Annotated in this window: 16 protein-coding genes; 7 read left to right on the top strand and 9 right to left on the bottom strand. The window is 68.6% G+C overall.

What is annotated here, in order from left to right; genetic code table 11:
* Nucleotides 1–49: 49 nt before the first annotated feature.
* The 7 genes from ACOQFS_RS07760 to ACOQFS_RS07790 all read right to left on the bottom strand — a co-directional run bounded on the left by ACOQFS_RS07760 (nucleotide 50) and on the right by ACOQFS_RS07790 (nucleotide 7,161).
* On the bottom strand, nucleotides 50–451 hold the full coding sequence (locus tag ACOQFS_RS07760) for a hypothetical protein (protein ID WP_421562320.1): 402 nt from the start codon (nucleotides 449–451) through the stop codon (nucleotides 50–52).
* Nucleotides 448–1,926 carry a cell envelope integrity protein CreD gene (gene creD, locus ACOQFS_RS07765; RefSeq protein ID WP_421562321.1) on the bottom strand — a complete coding sequence of 493 codons (1,479 nt, stop codon included), beginning with the start codon at nucleotides 1,924–1,926 and terminating at the stop codon, nucleotides 448–450. Before creD ends, ACOQFS_RS07760 begins: the two co-directional genes overlap by 4 nt.
* A gap of 116 nt (nucleotides 1,927–2,042) precedes the next feature.
* Entirely contained in the window at nucleotides 2,043–3,479 is a 1,437-nt protein-coding gene (gene creC, locus ACOQFS_RS07770) for a two-component system sensor histidine kinase CreC (protein ID WP_421562322.1), read from the bottom strand.
* Between the two features lie 85 nt (nucleotides 3,480–3,564).
* Nucleotides 3,565–4,983 (bottom strand): hypothetical protein, encoded by a 1,419-nt coding sequence (locus ACOQFS_RS07775; protein ID WP_421562323.1) that lies wholly within the window; start codon nucleotides 4,981–4,983, stop codon nucleotides 3,565–3,567.
* Between the two features lie 69 nt (nucleotides 4,984–5,052).
* A complete protein-coding gene (locus tag ACOQFS_RS07780; protein WP_421562324.1) occupies nucleotides 5,053–5,772 on the bottom strand; it encodes a response regulator in 720 nt (239 codons plus the stop codon).
* Between the two features lie 7 nt (nucleotides 5,773–5,779).
* Complete coding sequence (locus ACOQFS_RS07785; RefSeq protein ID WP_421562325.1) at nucleotides 5,780–6,415, bottom strand: MarC family protein; 636 nt, start codon at nucleotides 6,413–6,415, stop codon at nucleotides 5,780–5,782.
* A complete protein-coding gene (locus ACOQFS_RS07790) occupies nucleotides 6,415–7,161 on the bottom strand; it encodes an SDR family oxidoreductase (protein WP_421562326.1) in 747 nt (248 codons plus the stop codon). The genes ACOQFS_RS07785 and ACOQFS_RS07790 overlap by 1 nt, the downstream gene beginning before the upstream one ends.
* 164 nt (nucleotides 7,162–7,325) lie before the next feature.
* Between ACOQFS_RS07790 and ACOQFS_RS07795 the strand changes: the two genes are divergently transcribed.
* Nucleotides 7,326–8,015 (top strand): dienelactone hydrolase family protein, encoded by a 690-nt coding sequence (locus tag ACOQFS_RS07795; RefSeq protein ID WP_421562327.1) that lies wholly within the window; start codon nucleotides 7,326–7,328, stop codon nucleotides 8,013–8,015.
* Nucleotides 8,016–8,034: 19 nt separating this feature from the next.
* A complete protein-coding gene (locus tag ACOQFS_RS07800) occupies nucleotides 8,035–8,961 on the top strand; it encodes an amidohydrolase family protein (protein ID WP_421562328.1) in 927 nt (308 codons plus the stop codon).
* A gap of 188 nt (nucleotides 8,962–9,149) precedes the next feature.
* Here ACOQFS_RS07800 and ACOQFS_RS07805 read toward each other — a convergent pair whose 3' ends face one another.
* Both ACOQFS_RS07805 and hemB read right to left on the bottom strand, forming a co-directional pair.
* Nucleotides 9,150–10,358: a magnesium transporter CorA family protein gene (locus ACOQFS_RS07805; protein WP_421562329.1), complete on the bottom strand. Its 1,209-nt coding sequence runs from the start codon at nucleotides 10,356–10,358 to the stop codon at nucleotides 9,150–9,152.
* Between the two features lie 60 nt (nucleotides 10,359–10,418).
* Nucleotides 10,419–11,423, bottom strand: a complete 1,005-nt coding sequence (gene hemB / locus ACOQFS_RS07810) for a porphobilinogen synthase (protein WP_421562330.1) — start codon at nucleotides 11,421–11,423, stop codon at nucleotides 10,419–10,421.
* 260 nt (nucleotides 11,424–11,683) lie between these two features.
* Between hemB and ACOQFS_RS07815 the strand changes: the two genes are divergently transcribed.
* From ACOQFS_RS07815 to ACOQFS_RS07835, 5 genes are all read left to right on the top strand, one after another.
* Nucleotides 11,684–12,112: a CopD family protein gene (locus tag ACOQFS_RS07815; RefSeq protein ID WP_421562331.1), complete on the top strand. Its 429-nt coding sequence runs from the start codon at nucleotides 11,684–11,686 to the stop codon at nucleotides 12,110–12,112.
* 12 nt (nucleotides 12,113–12,124) lie between these two features.
* Nucleotides 12,125–13,222, top strand: coding sequence for a VanZ family protein (locus tag ACOQFS_RS07820; protein ID WP_421562332.1), 1,098 nt, complete (start codon nucleotides 12,125–12,127; stop codon nucleotides 13,220–13,222).
* Between the two features lie 9 nt (nucleotides 13,223–13,231).
* On the top strand, nucleotides 13,232–13,594 hold the full coding sequence (locus tag ACOQFS_RS07825; RefSeq protein WP_421562333.1) for a (2Fe-2S) ferredoxin domain-containing protein: 363 nt from the start codon (nucleotides 13,232–13,234) through the stop codon (nucleotides 13,592–13,594).
* A gap of 98 nt (nucleotides 13,595–13,692) precedes the next feature.
* Nucleotides 13,693–14,337, top strand: coding sequence for an alpha/beta hydrolase (locus ACOQFS_RS07830; protein WP_421562334.1), 645 nt, complete (start codon nucleotides 13,693–13,695; stop codon nucleotides 14,335–14,337).
* 91 nt (nucleotides 14,338–14,428) lie between these two features.
* On the top strand, nucleotides 14,429–15,598 hold the full coding sequence (locus tag ACOQFS_RS07835; protein ID WP_421562335.1) for a D-alanyl-D-alanine carboxypeptidase family protein: 1,170 nt from the start codon (nucleotides 14,429–14,431) through the stop codon (nucleotides 15,596–15,598).
* The last annotated feature ends 107 nt before the right edge of the window (nucleotides 15,599–15,705 follow it).

The raw sequence follows: 15,705 nt of genomic DNA on the forward strand, positions 1-15,705 counted from the left end.
AGGGCGAACGGGTCTGTCTGAGATAGGTACCTAATCAGGTGTTTTTACTTCAAACCCATGGCCCGCCTGCCCCGGGGCGCGCGCTGCGCGGCAGCAGCAGGGCCGCCATGCGCCACGCCAGGTCGCGCAGTGCACGGCGCAGCGCGGGCGACGCCGGGGGCGCGGCCAGCGGCCCGGTGCGGCGGAAGGCAGCGTCCAGCACCTCCTGCTTGGCGCGGTGCAGGGCGCTGCGGTCCCGCGCGTGCAGGGCGGCCAGCAGCTGGTCGCGGTGGCGCAGCACGCGCGCCGCTTCGCTGGCCGACAAGGCGGGCGGGGCGGACATGGCGGATAGGGCGGGCGCGGCGGCCGCGGTGTCCGCGCCGGGCGCGACCAGATTCAGATGCCGGGCCCAGAGGTGGGTGGCCGCATCGGGCGCGGCGCGGTGGGCGGCTGTGTGCAGCGCGGGGCTCATGCGGCCTCCGTGGGGTTTGAAAGCGGGGGAATGGGCTGTTGCTGTTGCTGTTGCTGCGGAGACTTGGCCGACCGTGCGCCCACCGACGCGGCGCCCTGCGTCAACCCGTACCAGTTCACCTTGCGCGTGAGCACCATCACGGCGGCCAGCACCAGGAAGAGCGCCACCGCGCCCACCACCAGCGCCGTCTGCTCCAGCTGCAGCAGCACATAGAGCAGGCCATAGAGCAGCGCAATGCCCGCGCCCAGCGGTGCGCCGCGCATCAGGCTGCCCAGCATGTGGCTGGCGTAGTAGCCCAGCAGCAGCACGCAGGCCGTCGCCGCGACAGCGTACGAGGCGCCGAACGACAGATGCTCCGACAGGCTTACCAGCAGCAAAAAGAAGCTGCACAGCGCACTGCCCACCAGCAGGTACTGCACCGGGTGCACGCGCAACTTCTTCATCAGCTCGAACAGGCCCACCGCCACGAACGTGAGGGCGATGAACAGCAGGCCGTATTTGGTGGCGCGGTCGCTCAGGCTGTAAGGGTTCACCGGGTCCACAAAGGCCACGCTGAAGCTGTCGGCGCAGTCCCGTGGTGTGGCGCCGCCGGGCGTGTAGCGGCTGTCCGGGTCCACCCCGTCGTCGTAGCCGCCCACGCAGACGCGGCTGCCGGCCGCAATGTCGGCCTGGGCCGTGGTGGCCAGGGCCGACAGCCGCCACTGGGCCGAAAAGCCTTCGGGCTTCACCTCGCGCTCCGACGGCAGAAACCGGCCCGTGAACGACGGGTGCGGCCAGCTGCTGGACATCTGCACGTCGGTGGTGCCGCCCAGCGGGACGATGGAAATCCGCTCGGTGCCTACCAGTTCCAGGTCCAGCGTGGCCTGCAGGCCGTCGGCCTTGCCGCGCACCGACTCGGGCAGGGCCGCGTGCAGGCCCCGGCTGTAGGTGGGGTGGAAGGTGCCGGGCTTGAGCGGCAGCGCCTGCTCGCCCAGCGTGAGCTGCGCGGTGCGGATGCCGCGCGCATCGCCCACGGCCATCATCACGATGGGCGCGCCGCAGTGCATGCGCGAATTCTTCACGGTGGTTTGCGGCTGCAGGCTGGCCAGCGAGCCCCACTCTGCCGTGATGTGCGCCTTGAGGTTGAAGGTGTTCACCTTGTGCAGGCCGCGTGCGCGTTCTTCCATCGCGGCGCCCGAGCGCAGCCGGAGCTGCTCGGGCATGGCGGTGAGCAGAAACTCGCGCCGCCGCTCCACCATGCGGCGCTCGTCGCCCTTGCCGGTTTCCTCGTCCCAGCTTTCCACGCAGGCGCTGTGGATCATGGGGCCCATCAGCGTCTGCGGCCCGGCCAGGCTGTCGGCCACGCTCTGCGCCGTGAGGCTGCGGTAGCGCTGGCGGTCGCGCACCACGTCGCTGATGAGGCCCAGGCCGATGAGCAGCAGCACCGAGACGGCCGCCAGCGCGACCAGTTTGATGAACAAGGGGTGTTTGAACAAGAGATTCCTCCACAGGCAACAAAAAGGTGGAGGCAGTGTTGGCGCGCGCCGTGAGGGCGCAATGAAGTCTGTGAAGCCGGTGTGAAGTGCGTGGAGCGGGCGCCGATCTGCCCGGTTCACGCCAGCACAAGCCGCACGCACAGCCCCGGCGACAGGGTCTGCACCTGCATCCGCCCTCCGTGCAGCGCCATCACCCGCTGCACGATGGCCAGGCCCAGGCCCGAGCCGCTGCGCTCGCCACCCGGGCGGGCGGTGGTGAAGAACTTCTCGCCCAGGCGGAGCAGGGCATAGTCCGGCACGCCCGGGCCTTCGTCCTGCACCGCCACCGAGGCCCCATCGAGCCGCACCCGCACGGTGCCGCCCTCGGGCGAGAAGTCGATGGCGTTGTCCAGCAGGTTGCCGATGGCCAGCGTGACCAGCTCGGCCTCCCAGCGGCCGCTGGCACCTTCGCCCGACAGATCCAGGCGCACGCCCCGCTGCAGCGCGCGCGCCTGACATTGGTGCAGCGCCTCGGCGGCGCAGTCGCGCAGGGCCACGGGGGCGGCGGCGTCGGCGTGCTGGCGCTGCTCCAGCTTCGACAATTCCAGCAGCCGGTCGACGAGGCGCTGCAGGCGCTGGCTTTGCTCCACCACCTGGGTGGCGAACTGCGCGCGGTCGGCGGCGGGCAGCTCGTCCTGCAGCAGCTCGCCCGCGCCGCGAATGGCGGCCACGGGGCTCTTCAGCTCGTGCGTCAGCGCGCGCACATAGCCTTCCACATAGTCGCGGCCCTCCAGCCGGGCGCGCATGCGGTCCATGGCGCGGGCCAGGTCGCCCAGCTCGCCGGGCACCTGGGGCATGGGCAGCGGCGGCGCCGCAGCATCGGCCGGGCCCTGCACGCTCTGCGCATAGTCGCGCAGGCGGCGCACGTTCCACACCATCCACAGCGTCACCGCCACGCCCACCGCGGCCGACAGCGCCAGCAGCAGCAGCCCGCCCATGAACACCTTGCGCTCGGCGCGGTCGATGAAGCGCTGCACGGTGTGCGTGGGCTTGGCCACGGTCAGCACGCCCGCTATGGCCCCGTTCACGTAGATGGGTGCGGCCACGTGCATCACGCCGCTGGTGTCGTCGCCCTCCACCGCGCGGGTGGAACGCGCGCCATAGTCGCCGCGCAGCGTGCGCGCCACGTCGCGCCACTGCGAATAGTCGGCACCCACCGCCCGGTTCTCCGAATCGAACAGCACGCGGCCCGCCGCATCGGTCACGTAGATGCGGTAGTCGAGCGACTGCTTGGAAAAGCCCCAGATCGCGGCATCCACCGGCCGCGTGGCATAGCGGCGCACATGCTGCGCAAACGCGCTGCTGCCGCTGTGCGCAGCCTCCGCCGCCAGCCGCCCTGCCGCCAGGTCGTCACTCGCCAGCTCGGCCAGGATGTTGGCGGTGTCCACCATCATGTCCTCCATCACCTCGCGCACGCTGGGCTTGATCTCGGCCATGAACACGCGCAGCACAAAGAACGCGGCGATGCCGTTGATGAGGAAGAAGGCGAACAGCAGGCGGATGCCGAGGCGCATGGCGGCAGCGGGCTAATCAAAAATGATAGCTGTCAGCGCAAGATGGATAAGCGCTAGAGGCCAATTTAACCATTGGGCTTTGACATCAACTGTGCAGGCGAATGCGGTAGGTGGGGGATTGGTCCGGGTTCTGGTTCTGCTTTTCCCGGCCTTCAAACACCAGGCTGTGGGTGGCTGCGTCCCATTGCATCGGCTGCAGCGTATAGGGATTGCGCAGCTCATGGGGTGACTGGGCCAGCCAGGTAGGCATATCGGCCGGGGCGACGTTCTCTGTGGCGGCGCGGTGCTGCAGGAGGACAAGACGGCGGTAGCCGTCGATGTCAGCAATCCGCTGCGCATATCGTTGGTAGCTGGGAGCTTCGGGCGCTGCCAAGCAATAACCGGCAGGGTTGCGCAAATGCGCCCAGAGTGAGCAGGTTCCTTCTTCGGCCCATTTCCTTGAGGCCTCAGAGAACGCAGTCTGCAACTGGTGGGGTGGAAGGCTGCTGAGGGCTTGCACCTGCTGCAGGTACCCGATCGATAGATTGAGGGTGTGATGGGGGAGAAGGCCCAAGTTACTCGCTTTGTGCACCGTTCTCCGCCACCACCCCGGGGGCTCCTGAGAAGGTTCGGCGGTCAAGCCAGCGGTTCGGTAAAGATAGAAAGCACTGGCAACAGAACGCATCTCGCCCGCCAGCGCCGGTGCCAGCGACTCCGTCGGTACGGAAAGCATTGCTTCGATAGCTTCGGTGACCGCCGCAGGTGGGGACTGCGCATTTTGGGCGCTTGCAGCGCTGAACCATCGCAGCTCGCGGTGCTGCATGGCGATGGCGATCATTGCGGCTATCAGGCTATCGGCACCGCTGGCTAAACGGCGGCGTAGTTGAACTGCGTCCTTCGCCATGTCTGCGGCCTGCTGGTGTCGTCCATGGTTCCAAGCCAGGGAGGCTTGGGCAAGTCTTAGCTCATGGGTGCGTACCAACACCGCGAAAGGCGCGAATTCTGCCAGGAGGTACGGGGGGGCTGGGTTGTGGAAGTGTGGTGCGCTGGTGATGCCCATAAAGCGTTGCAAGACGGCTGCCTGCGTGCGAGCCAGGTCGGTAATTTCCTCTTGATGGCGTGCGTACCAGACAAAACAGTCCACGGCGTCCGTGGGACAACGCAAACGTGCGGGCAACACCCATTCGCCGGCAGGATCCTGTGGCGGAGGAATGCCTGCGGGCATTCCTTCCTCCCGATCGCCATGGGCCTCCACCCAAGTCCTGCGCTCGATCTCGCGCGCCAGGCGCTTGCGGCCCAGTGCCATCGCATCTCCAATGGCATCGCCCTCGGCAGGTGCGTCCAGCCCCAAGAGGATCACGTACCCGTTGCCCTCCAGGGCTTGCTCGGTAGGCGGCGTGTACTGCAGCGCGCGCTGGGCCGCCTCGGTCAAGGCGTCGTCGTTCCAGTTGGCGATGACCAGTGCGCTCAGCCACACGGCGGCCAAGCCCCCCAGGGCCAGCATCAGCCAGCCCAGTGCTTTCAAGCAACGGCGCAAGTGCTTCATAAAAATGATAGCTGTCAACCTAATACAGACAAGCGGTAGGGCTGGTTTTTATTGAACATCAACGCAATACCCCATCCCCCGGTGCGTGCTGATGTACTCGTGCGCCGGGTCCAGCTCGCGCAGCTTGGCGCGCAGGGTCTTGATGTGGGTGTCCACCGTGCGGTCGGTGCTTTCGCTGTCGTCGCCCCAGGCGGCGGCGAGCAGGGCCTCGCGCGAATGGATGCGGCCTGCGCCGCGCAGCAGGTGGGACAGCAGGCGGTATTCGCGGCGCGTGAGCGGCAGCGACTGGCCGCGCAGGCTGATGCGCTGGCCGGCCTCGTCGTCGTGGAACAGCGGCGCAACGGCGGCGGACTGCCCGTTGCGGTTGCGGTTGCCGTTGCCGTTGCTGCCGCCGTGGCCTGCGCGGCGCAGCAGGGCCTTCACGCGGGCCGCCAGCTCGCGCGGGCTGAAGGGTTTGGCCAGGTAGTCGTCGGCGCCCAGCTCCAGGCCCAGCACGCGGTCGATCTCTTCGCCGTGGGCGCTGAGCATCAGCACCGGCAGGGTGGCCGTGGGTGCGGCGTTGCGCAGTTCGCGCAGCAGATCGAGCCCGCTGCCGTCGGGCAGGCCCACGTCCAGCACCAGCAGGTCAAAACGCGCGCCCTGCAGTTGCTGGCGGGCGTCGTGCACCAGCAGGCTGTGCGTCACGGCCAGACCGTCGCGCTGCAGCGCGTAGGCCACGGTGCGGGCGATGGCGGGATCGTCTTCGAGCAGCAGCAGGCGGGCAGACATGGGTCGGTCAGCGCGCAATCAGAATGGGGAAGATCTTGCCCAGCCCGTCCGCCATCACCTCCACCGCCAGCGCGGCCAGGATCAGGCCCATCAGGCGGGTCATCACGTTGATGCCCGTCTTGCCCAGCACGCGGGCAATCGGGTCGGCCAGGGCAAAGCACACGGCCGTGGCCAGGGCGATGACCACGCCATAGCCCACCAGCGCCAGCGTTTGCCAGACGCCCTGCGCCCGGTCGGCATAGATCACCACGGTGGACATGCTGGCCGGGCCCGTGAGCAGGGGGATGGTGAGCGGCACCACCGCAATGCTGCTGCCCGCGGCCGCCTTTTCAGCGCCTTCCTCCAACTCGTTGGTGCTGGGCTTGGCCTCGGCCGGCTGGGCGTTGAGCATGTTCATTGCGCTGATGAGCAGCAGCATGCCGCCGCCCACCTGAAAGCTCTGCAGCGAGATGTTGAAAAAATCGAGGATCTGCAGGCCGAGCAGCGCGCAGGCCGCGATCACGCAGAACACGCTGAAGCTGGCGACCTGAATGGTGCGCCGCCGCTGCGCGTACGAAAAATCCTGCGTGTAGTGGATGAAGAACGGGACGATGGCCAGCGGGTTCACGATGGCCAGCAGGGTGATGAGGGGTTTGAGATCCATCAACGGCCTCCGGAAACTTCTAGGAACGACATGGTGGTGTACGGCGACGCGTCGGACATCAGCCACACGATGGCTTCGGCCACCTCGTCGGCCGTGCCGCCGCGCTGCATGGGCACTAGGTGGGCCAGGTCGCGCACGCGGTCGGGCAGGCCGCCGCTGGCGTGGATGTCGGTCTCGATCAGGCCCGGGCGCACGGCGTTCACGCGGATGCCTTCGGCTGCCACCTCGCGCGCCAGGCCCACGGTGAAGGTGTCGACGGCGCCCTTGGCGGCCGCGTAGTCCACATACTGGTGGGCCGAGCCCAGGCGCGATGCGGCGCTGGAGACGTTGACGATGCTGCCGCCCGCGCCGCCGTGTTTCGTGCTCATGCGCCGCACGGCCTCGCGCGCGCAGATGAAGCTGCCGATCACGTTGATGTCGAACATGCGGCGCAGGCGCGCCACGCTCATTGCGTCCACGCGCTGTGTGGTGTCCACCACGCCCGCGTTGTTCACCAGCGCGGTGATGCGGCCCAGTTGCGCGTCCACCGTGGCAAACATGGCCAGCACCTGGGCTTCGTCGGCCACGTCGGCCTGCACGGCCAGGGCGGTGCCGCCCGCAGCGCGGATCTGCTGCACCACGGCATCGGCGGCGGCCTGGTTGCCTTGGTAGTTCACCGCCACGGCCCAGCCCTGGCGCGCGGCCCGCAGGGCGGTGGCGGCGCCAATGCCGCGGCTGGCACCGGTGATTAACGCAATCTTGTCCATGGAATCGGGCTCTCCTGCAAGAATGCCGCATTGGAACAGGTTCTTGCAGCCGTCCAAGCCTTCCGTTTCCCTTACCACCCCGCGTTGCGCTCCCCGGCTTGGGGAGCGAGCCGCCGGGGGCCATGAACCCGTTTTTTTGTTCATTCACACCAAGGAGTCGCACCATGGGTCAGTTCGTCGATCTGCAATCTCACGATGGTTTCAGCTTTCCCGCCTGGGTGGCCCGCCCGGATGCGCCGCCGCAGGGCGCGGTGGTGGTGCTGCAGGAGATCTTTGGCGTGAACTCGCACATCCGCGCCGTGGCCGACCGCTTTGCGGCGCGGGGCTACCTGGCCGTGGCGCCGTCCACCTTCCACCGCGTGAAGCCGGGCGTGGAGCTGGGCTACACCAGCGACGACATGCAGGCCGGCATGGGCCTGAAGGCCGCCGTGGAGGCGCTGCCCGCCCCCGGCGTGATGCCCGACATCCAGGCCGCCATCGACTACGCGGCGCAGCAAAGCGGCCGCAAGGTGGGCATCGTGGGCTTTTGCTGGGGCGGGCTGCTGACCTGGCGCGCGGCCTGCACGCTGAACGGCCTGTCGGCGGCCGTGCCCTACTACGGCGGCGGCATGACCAGCGACGCGGAAGTGGCCCGCCAGCCCCGCGTGCCCGTGCTGGCCCACTTTGGCGAGCGCGACCACTACATCCCGCTGGACGGCGTGCAGGCCTTCGGCCGCGCGCACCCCGAGGTGGAAGTGCACGTCTACCCCGCCGACCACGGCTTCAACTGCGACCAGCGCGGCAGCTATGACGAGGCATCGGCCATGACGGCGCGCGACCGCACCCTGGCGTTCTTCGACAAGCATCTCGCCTGAAAAACGCGTGGAGATGGGCATGGCCGTTTTGAAGCATTTTTGGCCTGCAGCGCTTATCCAGAAAGCGCTGTCCGCTACAGTTTTGATAGTAGCGGCCGGGACCGCGCAGCACGCCCATGCGGCCGACTACACGGGCCCCCTGTTCGACGCGCACCTGCACTACAACGAGGAGGCCTGGGACGGGCGGACCGGGCCGCACCCGCCGTCCGATGTGCTCGCCCGCATGCAAAAGAGCGGCGTGCGCGCCATCGTGGCCAATTCGCGGCCCAACACGGGCTCGCTCACGCTCGCGGGCCTGCCCGAAACGCGCGCGGCCGGCGTCACCGTGGTGCCCTTTGTGCGGCTGTACCGCAACCGCGCCGACTACACGGGCTGGTTTGCCGACGAGAGCATCCACACCATGGTGCAGACCGAGCTGGCGCGCGGCACGGCCGCCGGGCCGTACCGGGGCATCGGCGAATTCCACCTCTACGACAACGCCAACGCCGATGGCCCGGTGGCCCGAAAGCTCATGGTGCTGGCCGAGGAGCGCGACCTGGTGGTGCTGGCGCACGTGGATGACGTGGCCATCGACAAGCTCATGGCGCACACGCCCTCGCGGGGGCAAAAGCTGCGCCTCATCTGGGCCCACACCGGCATCGGCGGCGCGCCGGTGGAGCGGGTGGACGCGCTGATGGCGCGCTACCCGGGCCTCGTGGGCGAGCTCTCGTACCGCCCCGGCCTGGTGTGCGACGACAACCAGCTGTGCCCCGCCTGGCGCGCGCTGCTGCTCAAATATCCCGCGCGCTTCGTGATCGGCTCGGACACCTGGGTGAACCAGCGCTGGCAGCACTACGAAAGCCTGATGCAGGGCTACCGCCAGTGGCTGGGCGGCCTGCCCGCCGACGTGGCGCGCAAGGTGGCGTGGGACAACGGGGCGGGGTTGTTTGGGGTGGCCAGGCCGTGAAGCGGGGGTGGCGGATTGAGTGGAACGACTCGGTCTTTCGAGACCCGGAACCCCTGAACCGTTCGGGCTGAGCTTGTCGAAGCCTCGCGCGGCGCTTCGACCCTTCGACCGGGCTCAGGACAGGCTGGCTCAGCGTGAACGGATTTTGGCGTTTGTGCTGCTGCCGGGTATCCGCCGCGCAGGCGATGTCACCTCGTCCTCGCCAGATACCGCTTGCGCCAGAACAGCGCCACCAGCCCCAGCGCAATCACCGCCATGGACCCCAGCGCCCACCAGAACCCATCGGCCTTGTGGATCAGCGGCAAAAACTCGAAGTTCATGCCGAAGATGCCTGCGATCAGGTTCAGCGGCAGGAACACGGCCGTGAGCGCGGTGAGGGTCCGCATGATGTCGTTGGCGCGGTTGCTTTGCACGCTGAAGTGCATCTGCACGGCGGTTTCAGTGCTTTGCTCCAGCCGGCGCACGTGGTGCACCACGCGCTCGATGTGCTCCAGCACGTCGCGGCTGCGCACTTTCAGCAAGTCCAGCTCGCGCAGCCCGGCGGGCGTCTCGGGCAGGGGCCAGGTCTCCAGCGCGTCGATCCAGTCCTGCACGGCGGTGCGCTGGTCTTCGCAGATCTCGTCCAGCATGTGCAGCGACAGCCGTGCTTCGAGCAGCGAATTCCAGTTCACATAGCGCGCGCGGGGCCTGAGCAGCTCGGTCTGCCAGTGGTCCAGCTGGCGCGTGAGCTCGCGGCGCAGGTCCAGGTAGTTGTCCACCATCTGGTTGACCACGCGCAGCATCAAATCGGCCGGGCTGGTGGGCAGGCGCGCGCCGGGCACGCTGGCGCCCCGGCCCTCGCCGGGGTTGGGATTGGGGTGGCCGTTGGCGGCAGCGGGGGCGGGGGCGGAGGCCAGCAGCCGCGCCGCATAGGCGTCGCGCACGGCGCAGTCGGCGGGGTGCACCGTCAGCAAGAGCTGGTCGAACACCGCAAAGCCCACGGGGCTGGTGTCGATGCGGCGCAGCACCGGCGGGCCGCTGCGCGGCAGGGCTGCTGCGCCCGGGGCGGCCTCGGCCGTGCCGTGCGAGGGCGCGGGAGCCGGTGCAGGCGCGGGGGAGGGCGTGGATGTGGGCGTGGCGGCGCCGCCCTGGGCCGTGGCCAGGCGGCGGAACACCAGCAGGTCGTACTGCGAGGTGTAGTCGTAGTGCGAGGGCAGCTGCGCGTTCAGCAGGTCGGACACGTGCAGGTCCACCAGCTGCAGCCCCACCAGGGCCTGCAGGCGGGCCTGGATCTCGGGCAGCCGCGCCTGGAAGTCGGGGCGCGCGCAGGCCATCCAGACAAAGCCCTGGGCGGGCAGCTGCTCGGGCGGCTCGGCCAGCTCCTGCACGCCGCCGCTGTGGATGTGGAAGATGCGCATGCGCTGGAAAATTTGAATGAAATATGCCTTCAGCGCTTATCCATCAAGCGCTGGCAGCTATCATTTTTGTAGTTTGCGCGCCACGTCACGGGCAAAGTAGGTCAGCACGCCGTCGGCGCCCGCGCGCTTGAAGGCCAGCAGGCTTTCCATCATCACCGCATCGTGGTCCAGCCAGCCATTGGCGGCGGCGGCCTTGATCATGGCGTACTCGCCGCTCACCTGGTAGGCAAAGGTCGGAACCTTGAACTCGTCCTTCACGCGGCGCACGATGTCCAGGTAGGGCATGCCGGGTTTGACCATCACCATGTCCGCGCCTTCGGCGATGTCGAGCGCCACCTCGCGCAGCGCCTCGTCGCTGTTGCCCGGGTCCATCTGGTAGACGTTCTTGTCGGCCTTGCCCAGGGCGCCGCGCGTGCCCACCGCATCGCGGAAGGGGCCATAGAAGCTGCTCGCGTACTTGGCGCTGTAGGCCATGATGCGGGTGTGGATGTGGCCGTGGGCCTCCAGCGCCTCGCGGATGGCCCCGATGCGCCCGTCCATCATGTCGCTGGGCGCGACGATGTCCACGCCCGCCTCGGCATGCGCAAGCGCCTGGCCGGTGAGGATCTCCACCGTGTCGTCGTTGATGATGTAGCCGGTGTCGTCCAGCACGCCGTCCTGGCCGTGGCTGGTGTAGGGGTCCAGCGCCACGTCGGTCATCACGCCCAGGGCGGGGAATTCCTTCTTGAGCGCGCGCACCACGCGCGGGATCAGGCCGTCGGGGTTCAGCGCCTCCTTGCCGTCGGGCACCTTCAGCGCCGGGTCGATGGCCGGGAACAGCGCCAGCACCGGAATGCCCAGCTTCACGCAGTCTTCGGCCACGGGCAGCAGCAGATCGAGGCTCAGACGCTCCACACCGGGCATGGAGGCCACGGCCTCGCGCTGGTTCGTGCCTTCGTGCACAAACACGGGGTAGATCAGGTCGTCCACGCTCACCGCGTTTTCGCGCACCAGGCGGCGGGTGAAGGCGTCGCGGCGCAGGCGGCGGGGGCGGTTGTGGGGGAAGGGGGTGGGGCTTGAAAGCATGGGCGGATTATGGGCCTGCACCGCCGGCGCCCCGGGCCGCCGGCACCCCAGCGCCGGGCGCGCGCGCCCCGGGATATGCCGCTTGTAACACCCGGGGGGCGGTGCTAAATTGGCGCCGGGCGGCTTGCTGCCCCCCGCTTTTCCTCCCTGAGCGGGGCCTCGGATTGCAGCGATGCAAAACAGGCTTTCCTGGCCCGGCGGATTTGCCGGGCTTTTTTTTGCGCCGGCCGGCGGGCCCGGTGGCCGACTTAAACTGCCGCATGCTCTGGGTCAAAGCCTTTCACATCGTGTTCGTGGCCAGCTGGTTTGCCGGGCTGTTCTATCTGCCGCGCATCTTCGTCAACCTGGCCATGGTGGCCCCGGGCTCGGTGGCCGAGCGCGAGCGCCTGCTGCTCATGGCTCGCAAGCTGCTGCGCTTCACCACGCTGCTGGCGGTGCCTGCGCTGGCGCTGGGCGTGTGGCTGTGGATGGGCTATGGCATCGGGCGCGGCCCGGGCAACGGCTGGATGCACGCCAAGCTCGCCGTGGTGGTGCTGGTGATCGGCTACCACCACGCCTGCAGCGTGCTGCTGCGCAAGCTGGCCGACGGCACCTGCCGCAAAAGCCACGTGTGGTTCCGCTGGTTCAATGAGGCCCCGGTGCTGATGCTGGTGGCCGCGGTGGTGCTGGTGGTGGTCAAGCCCTTCTGAGTCCGCACGGCGGTGCACAAGACCTCGGCCTGGCCCCTGTCGCTCGCCTACACGGCGCTCATCGTCTTTGCCAGCCTGTTCCCGTTCGACGGCTGGCGGGCCCAGGGCATCGATCCGCTGGTGTTTTTGCTGGCGCCAATCCCGCCGCCTTACTGGACGGGCTTCGACGTCACGATCAACGTCGTGGGCTACGCACCGCTGGGCTTTTTGCTGGTGCTGGCCATGCTGCGCACGGGCCGCCCCAGCCGCCCGATTTTGCTGGCGACGCTGGCCGGCACCGTGCTGTCGCTGGGGCTTGAATTCCTGCAGATCTACCTGCCCCGGCGGGTGCCCTCCAACATGGACCTGGCGCTGAACGCCCTGGGCACGCTGGCGGGCGCGCTCAGCGCGGCGCTGCTGGAGCGCGTGGGCGCCATCGACCGCTGGAGCGACTTCCGCGGCCGCTGGTTCGTGCACGACGCGAGCGGCGCGCTGGTGCTGCTGGCGCTGTGGCCGCTGGCGCTGCTGTTTCCGGCGGCGGTGCCGTTCGGGCTGGGCCAGGTGCTCGAACGCCTGGAGGCGGCGCTTGCCGAGTTGCTGGCCGACACGCCCTTTTTGCAATGGCTGCCGGTGCGCGAGGTGGCGCAGGATCCGCTCTCGCGCGGGGGCGAGCTGCTCTGTGCCATCCTGGGCCTGCTCGTGCCCTGCCTGCTGGGCTACTGCGTGGTGCGGCGCAAGGTGCAGCGCGCGCTGTTTGCGCTGGGCGTGGTGGCACTGGGCGTGGCCGTGACGGCCCTGTCGGCCGCATTGAGCTGGGGCCCCCTGCACGCCTGGGAATGGATGGGCCAGCCGGTGCGCCTGGGCGTGTGGGCTGCGCTGGCCCTGGCCCTGCTGCTGGTGGCGCTGCCGCGCCGGGCCTGCGCGGCCCTGCTGCTGCTGGCGCTGGCCTGGCACCTCGCGCTGCTCAACCAGGCCCCCACCAGCGCCTACTTTGCGCAGACGCTGCAGACCTGGGAGCAGGGCCGCTTCATCCGCTTCTACGGCCTGGGGCAGTGGCTGGGCTGGCTGTGGCCGTATGCCACGCTGCTGTATGTGCTGCTGCGGGTGTCCCGGCGGGATGCGCAAACCTAAAATGCCGGGATGAGCAGCGAATCATCCTCCGCGCCGGCCGCAGCGCCCGGCTACTACCAGCGCCACATCTTTTTCTGCCTGAACGACCGTGCCAACGGCGAAGACAGCTGCGCCCACCACAACGCCCAGGCGGGCTTTGACCGCTGCAAGTCGCAGGTGAAGGCCGCAGGCCTGGCGGGCCCCGGCAAGGTGCGCGTGAACAAGGCGGGCTGCCTGGACCGCTGCGCGGGCGGCCCCGTCGCCGTGGTCTACCCCGAGGGCACCTGGTACACCTATGTGGACGCGGCCGACATCGACGAGATCGTCGAGTCCCACCTCAAGAACGGCCAGGTGGTGGAGCGCCTCGTCACACCGGCGGAACTTGGGCGCTGAAAGCGTCTCCACCTTCCGTCTCTCATTTTTTTGAATGATTTTGGCCTTCAGCGCTTATCCATCAAGCGCTGACAGCTATTGATTTGGTAGTAAACCCCGTGAATGCCCAGACCGAACGCCTGACCCTGTCCGGTGCCGCAGGCGCCATCGAGGCCGTGCGCGACAGCGCCCCGTTGGCCGAAGAAGGCGCCGCGCCCCGGGGCGTGGCCGTCATCGCCCACCCGCACCCGCTGTTTGGCGGCACCATGGACAACAAGGTGGTGCAGACCCTGGCACGCGCGTTTGTGCAGTGCGGCTACACGGCGGTGCGCTTCAACTTCCGCGGCGTGGGCGGCTCGGCCGGTGTGCACGACGAAGGCCGCGGCGAGCTTCAGGACCTGCTCGCCGTGGTGCAGCAGGTGGCGCCCGAAGGCCCCCTGGCCCTGGCCGGCTTCTCGTTTGGTGCCTTTGTCGCCAGCCACGCGCTGGCGGCCTTGTGGCCCGAGGGCCGGGTCCAGCACGCGGTGCTGGTGGGCACGGCGGCCAGCCGCTTCACCGTGGCGCCGGTGCCGTCCGAAGCGCACGCCCGCACCCTGGTCGTGCACGGCGAGGCGGACGACACCGTGCCCCTGGCCTCCGTCATGGACTGGGCCCGGCCCCAGATACTGCCTGTCACAGTCATCCCCGCAGGCGGGCATTTCTTTCACGGACAATTGCCGCTTCTCAAGAGCCTGGTGGTGCGCCACCTGCAATCGCCCGTGTGAGGGTTCGCGGCCTCGGCCGTCCTGCAACCTATCGCCCGCCTTTTTTCTTTCCTCCCTTTTTTCGAGCCTCTCCAGAGCCCCTTTCTGCCCCATGAAAAGATTCCTGTCCGTGTTGCGATCCCTGGCCGTCTTTGCCGCCGTGGCGCCCGCCGCCTTTGGCGCGCTGGCCCAGGCGCCCCAGCCCCCTGAAATCGCCGCGCGCACCTACATGCTGGTGGATGTGACCGCAGGCCAGGTGCTGGCGGCCAAGGACATCGATGCGCCGGTCGAGCAGGCCTCGCTCACCAAGCTCATGACGGGCTACCTGGTGTTCGACGCACTGCGCGCCAAGAAGATTGCGCTGGACCAGAAGCTGCCCGTGAGCGTGCGCGCCTGGAAGATGCCCGGCTCGCGCATGTTCATCGACCCCAAGATGCAGGTGCCGGTGGAAGACCTCATCAAGGGCATGATCGTGCAGTCGGGCAACGACGCGACCGTGGCGCTGGCCGAAGGCGTGGGCGGCACCGTCGAAAACTTCGTCAAGCTGATGAACGACCAGGCCAAGGCCCTGGGCATGAACGGCACCAGCTACCGGAACCCCGAGGGCCTGACCGAACCCGGCCACACCACCACGGCGCGCGACCTGTCGGTGCTGGCCATGCGCCTGATGAAGGACTTCCCGGAGTACATGCACTACTACTCCACCAAGCAATACAGCTACCCCGGCACGCCCGCGTCCAACGGCAGCAACCGCAACACCCTGCTGTTCCGCGACCCCACGGTGGACGGCCTCAAGACCGGCCATACCGCAGCGGCCGGCTACTGCCTGGTGGCCACGTCCAAGCGCGAGTTCCCCGGCGTGGGCCAGCGCCGTTTGTTGTCCATCGTGCTCGGCGCCGCCAGCGAAAACGCGCGCGCCAACGAAAGCCAGAAACTGCTGAACTGGGGCTACACCGCCTTTGAGGCTGTCAAGTTGTTTGACGCGGGCAGCCCCGTGGCATCTCCCGCTGTCTGGAAGGGCAAGGCCAGCACCCTCAAGATCGGCCGCGAAGAAGCCATCGTCGTGGCCGTGCCCTCGGGCAGCGCGGGCAAGCTCACCACCCAGATCACCCGGCCCGACCCGCTGGTGGCGCCGTACACCCAGGGCCAGTCCATCGGCACGCTCAAGGTCATGCTGGCCGACCAGGCCGTGGCCGAAGTGCCGCTGATCGCCCTGGAGGGTGTGGAGCAGGCAGGCATCCTGGGCCGCGCCTGGGATGGCATTCGCCTCTGGATTAAATAAGGTACATCCCCCTGAGTCGCTTCGCGCCTTCCCCCATCTCTCGAATGGCTGCGCCATTCGGGAAGGGGGACGCCCCCGGCGCGGCGGGGCGGCCCTTGCGCGGGGGC

It is taken from the genome of Paracidovorax sp. MALMAid1276 (assembly GCF_049198005.1).
Taxonomy (GTDB): domain Bacteria; phylum Pseudomonadota; class Gammaproteobacteria; order Burkholderiales; family Burkholderiaceae_C; genus Acidovorax.

What these genes read in the sequence shown, in the direction of transcription:
- ACOQFS_RS07760 (WP_421562320.1), bottom strand. Translation starts at nt 451, where the DNA reads ATGAGCCCCGCGCTGCACACAGCCGCCCACCGCGCCGCGCCCGATGCG.
- creC (WP_421562322.1), bottom strand. Translation starts at nt 3,479, where the DNA reads ATGCGCCTCGGCATCCGCCTGCTGTTCGCCTTCTTCCTCATCAACGGC.
- ACOQFS_RS07780 (WP_421562324.1), bottom strand. Translation starts at nt 5,772, where the DNA reads ATGTCTGCCCGCCTGCTGCTGCTCGAAGACGATCCCGCCATCGCCCGC.
- ACOQFS_RS07785 (WP_421562325.1), bottom strand. Translation starts at nt 6,415, where the DNA reads ATGGATCTCAAACCCCTCATCACCCTGCTGGCCATCGTGAACCCGCTG.
- ACOQFS_RS07790 (WP_421562326.1), bottom strand. Translation starts at nt 7,161, where the DNA reads ATGGACAAGATTGCGTTAATCACCGGTGCCAGCCGCGGCATTGGCGCC.
- ACOQFS_RS07795 (WP_421562327.1), top strand. Translation starts at nt 7,326, where the DNA reads ATGGGTCAGTTCGTCGATCTGCAATCTCACGATGGTTTCAGCTTTCCC.
- ACOQFS_RS07800 (WP_421562328.1), top strand. Translation starts at nt 8,035, where the DNA reads ATGGCCGTTTTGAAGCATTTTTGGCCTGCAGCGCTTATCCAGAAAGCG.
- ACOQFS_RS07805 (WP_421562329.1), bottom strand. Translation starts at nt 10,358, where the DNA reads ATGCGCATCTTCCACATCCACAGCGGCGGCGTGCAGGAGCTGGCCGAG.
- hemB (WP_421562330.1), bottom strand. Translation starts at nt 11,423, where the DNA reads ATGCTTTCAAGCCCCACCCCCTTCCCCCACAACCGCCCCCGCCGCCTG.
- ACOQFS_RS07815 (WP_421562331.1), top strand. Translation starts at nt 11,684, where the DNA reads ATGCTCTGGGTCAAAGCCTTTCACATCGTGTTCGTGGCCAGCTGGTTT.
- ACOQFS_RS07825 (WP_421562333.1), top strand. Translation starts at nt 13,232, where the DNA reads ATGAGCAGCGAATCATCCTCCGCGCCGGCCGCAGCGCCCGGCTACTAC.
- ACOQFS_RS07835 (WP_421562335.1), top strand. Translation starts at nt 14,429, where the DNA reads ATGAAAAGATTCCTGTCCGTGTTGCGATCCCTGGCCGTCTTTGCCGCC.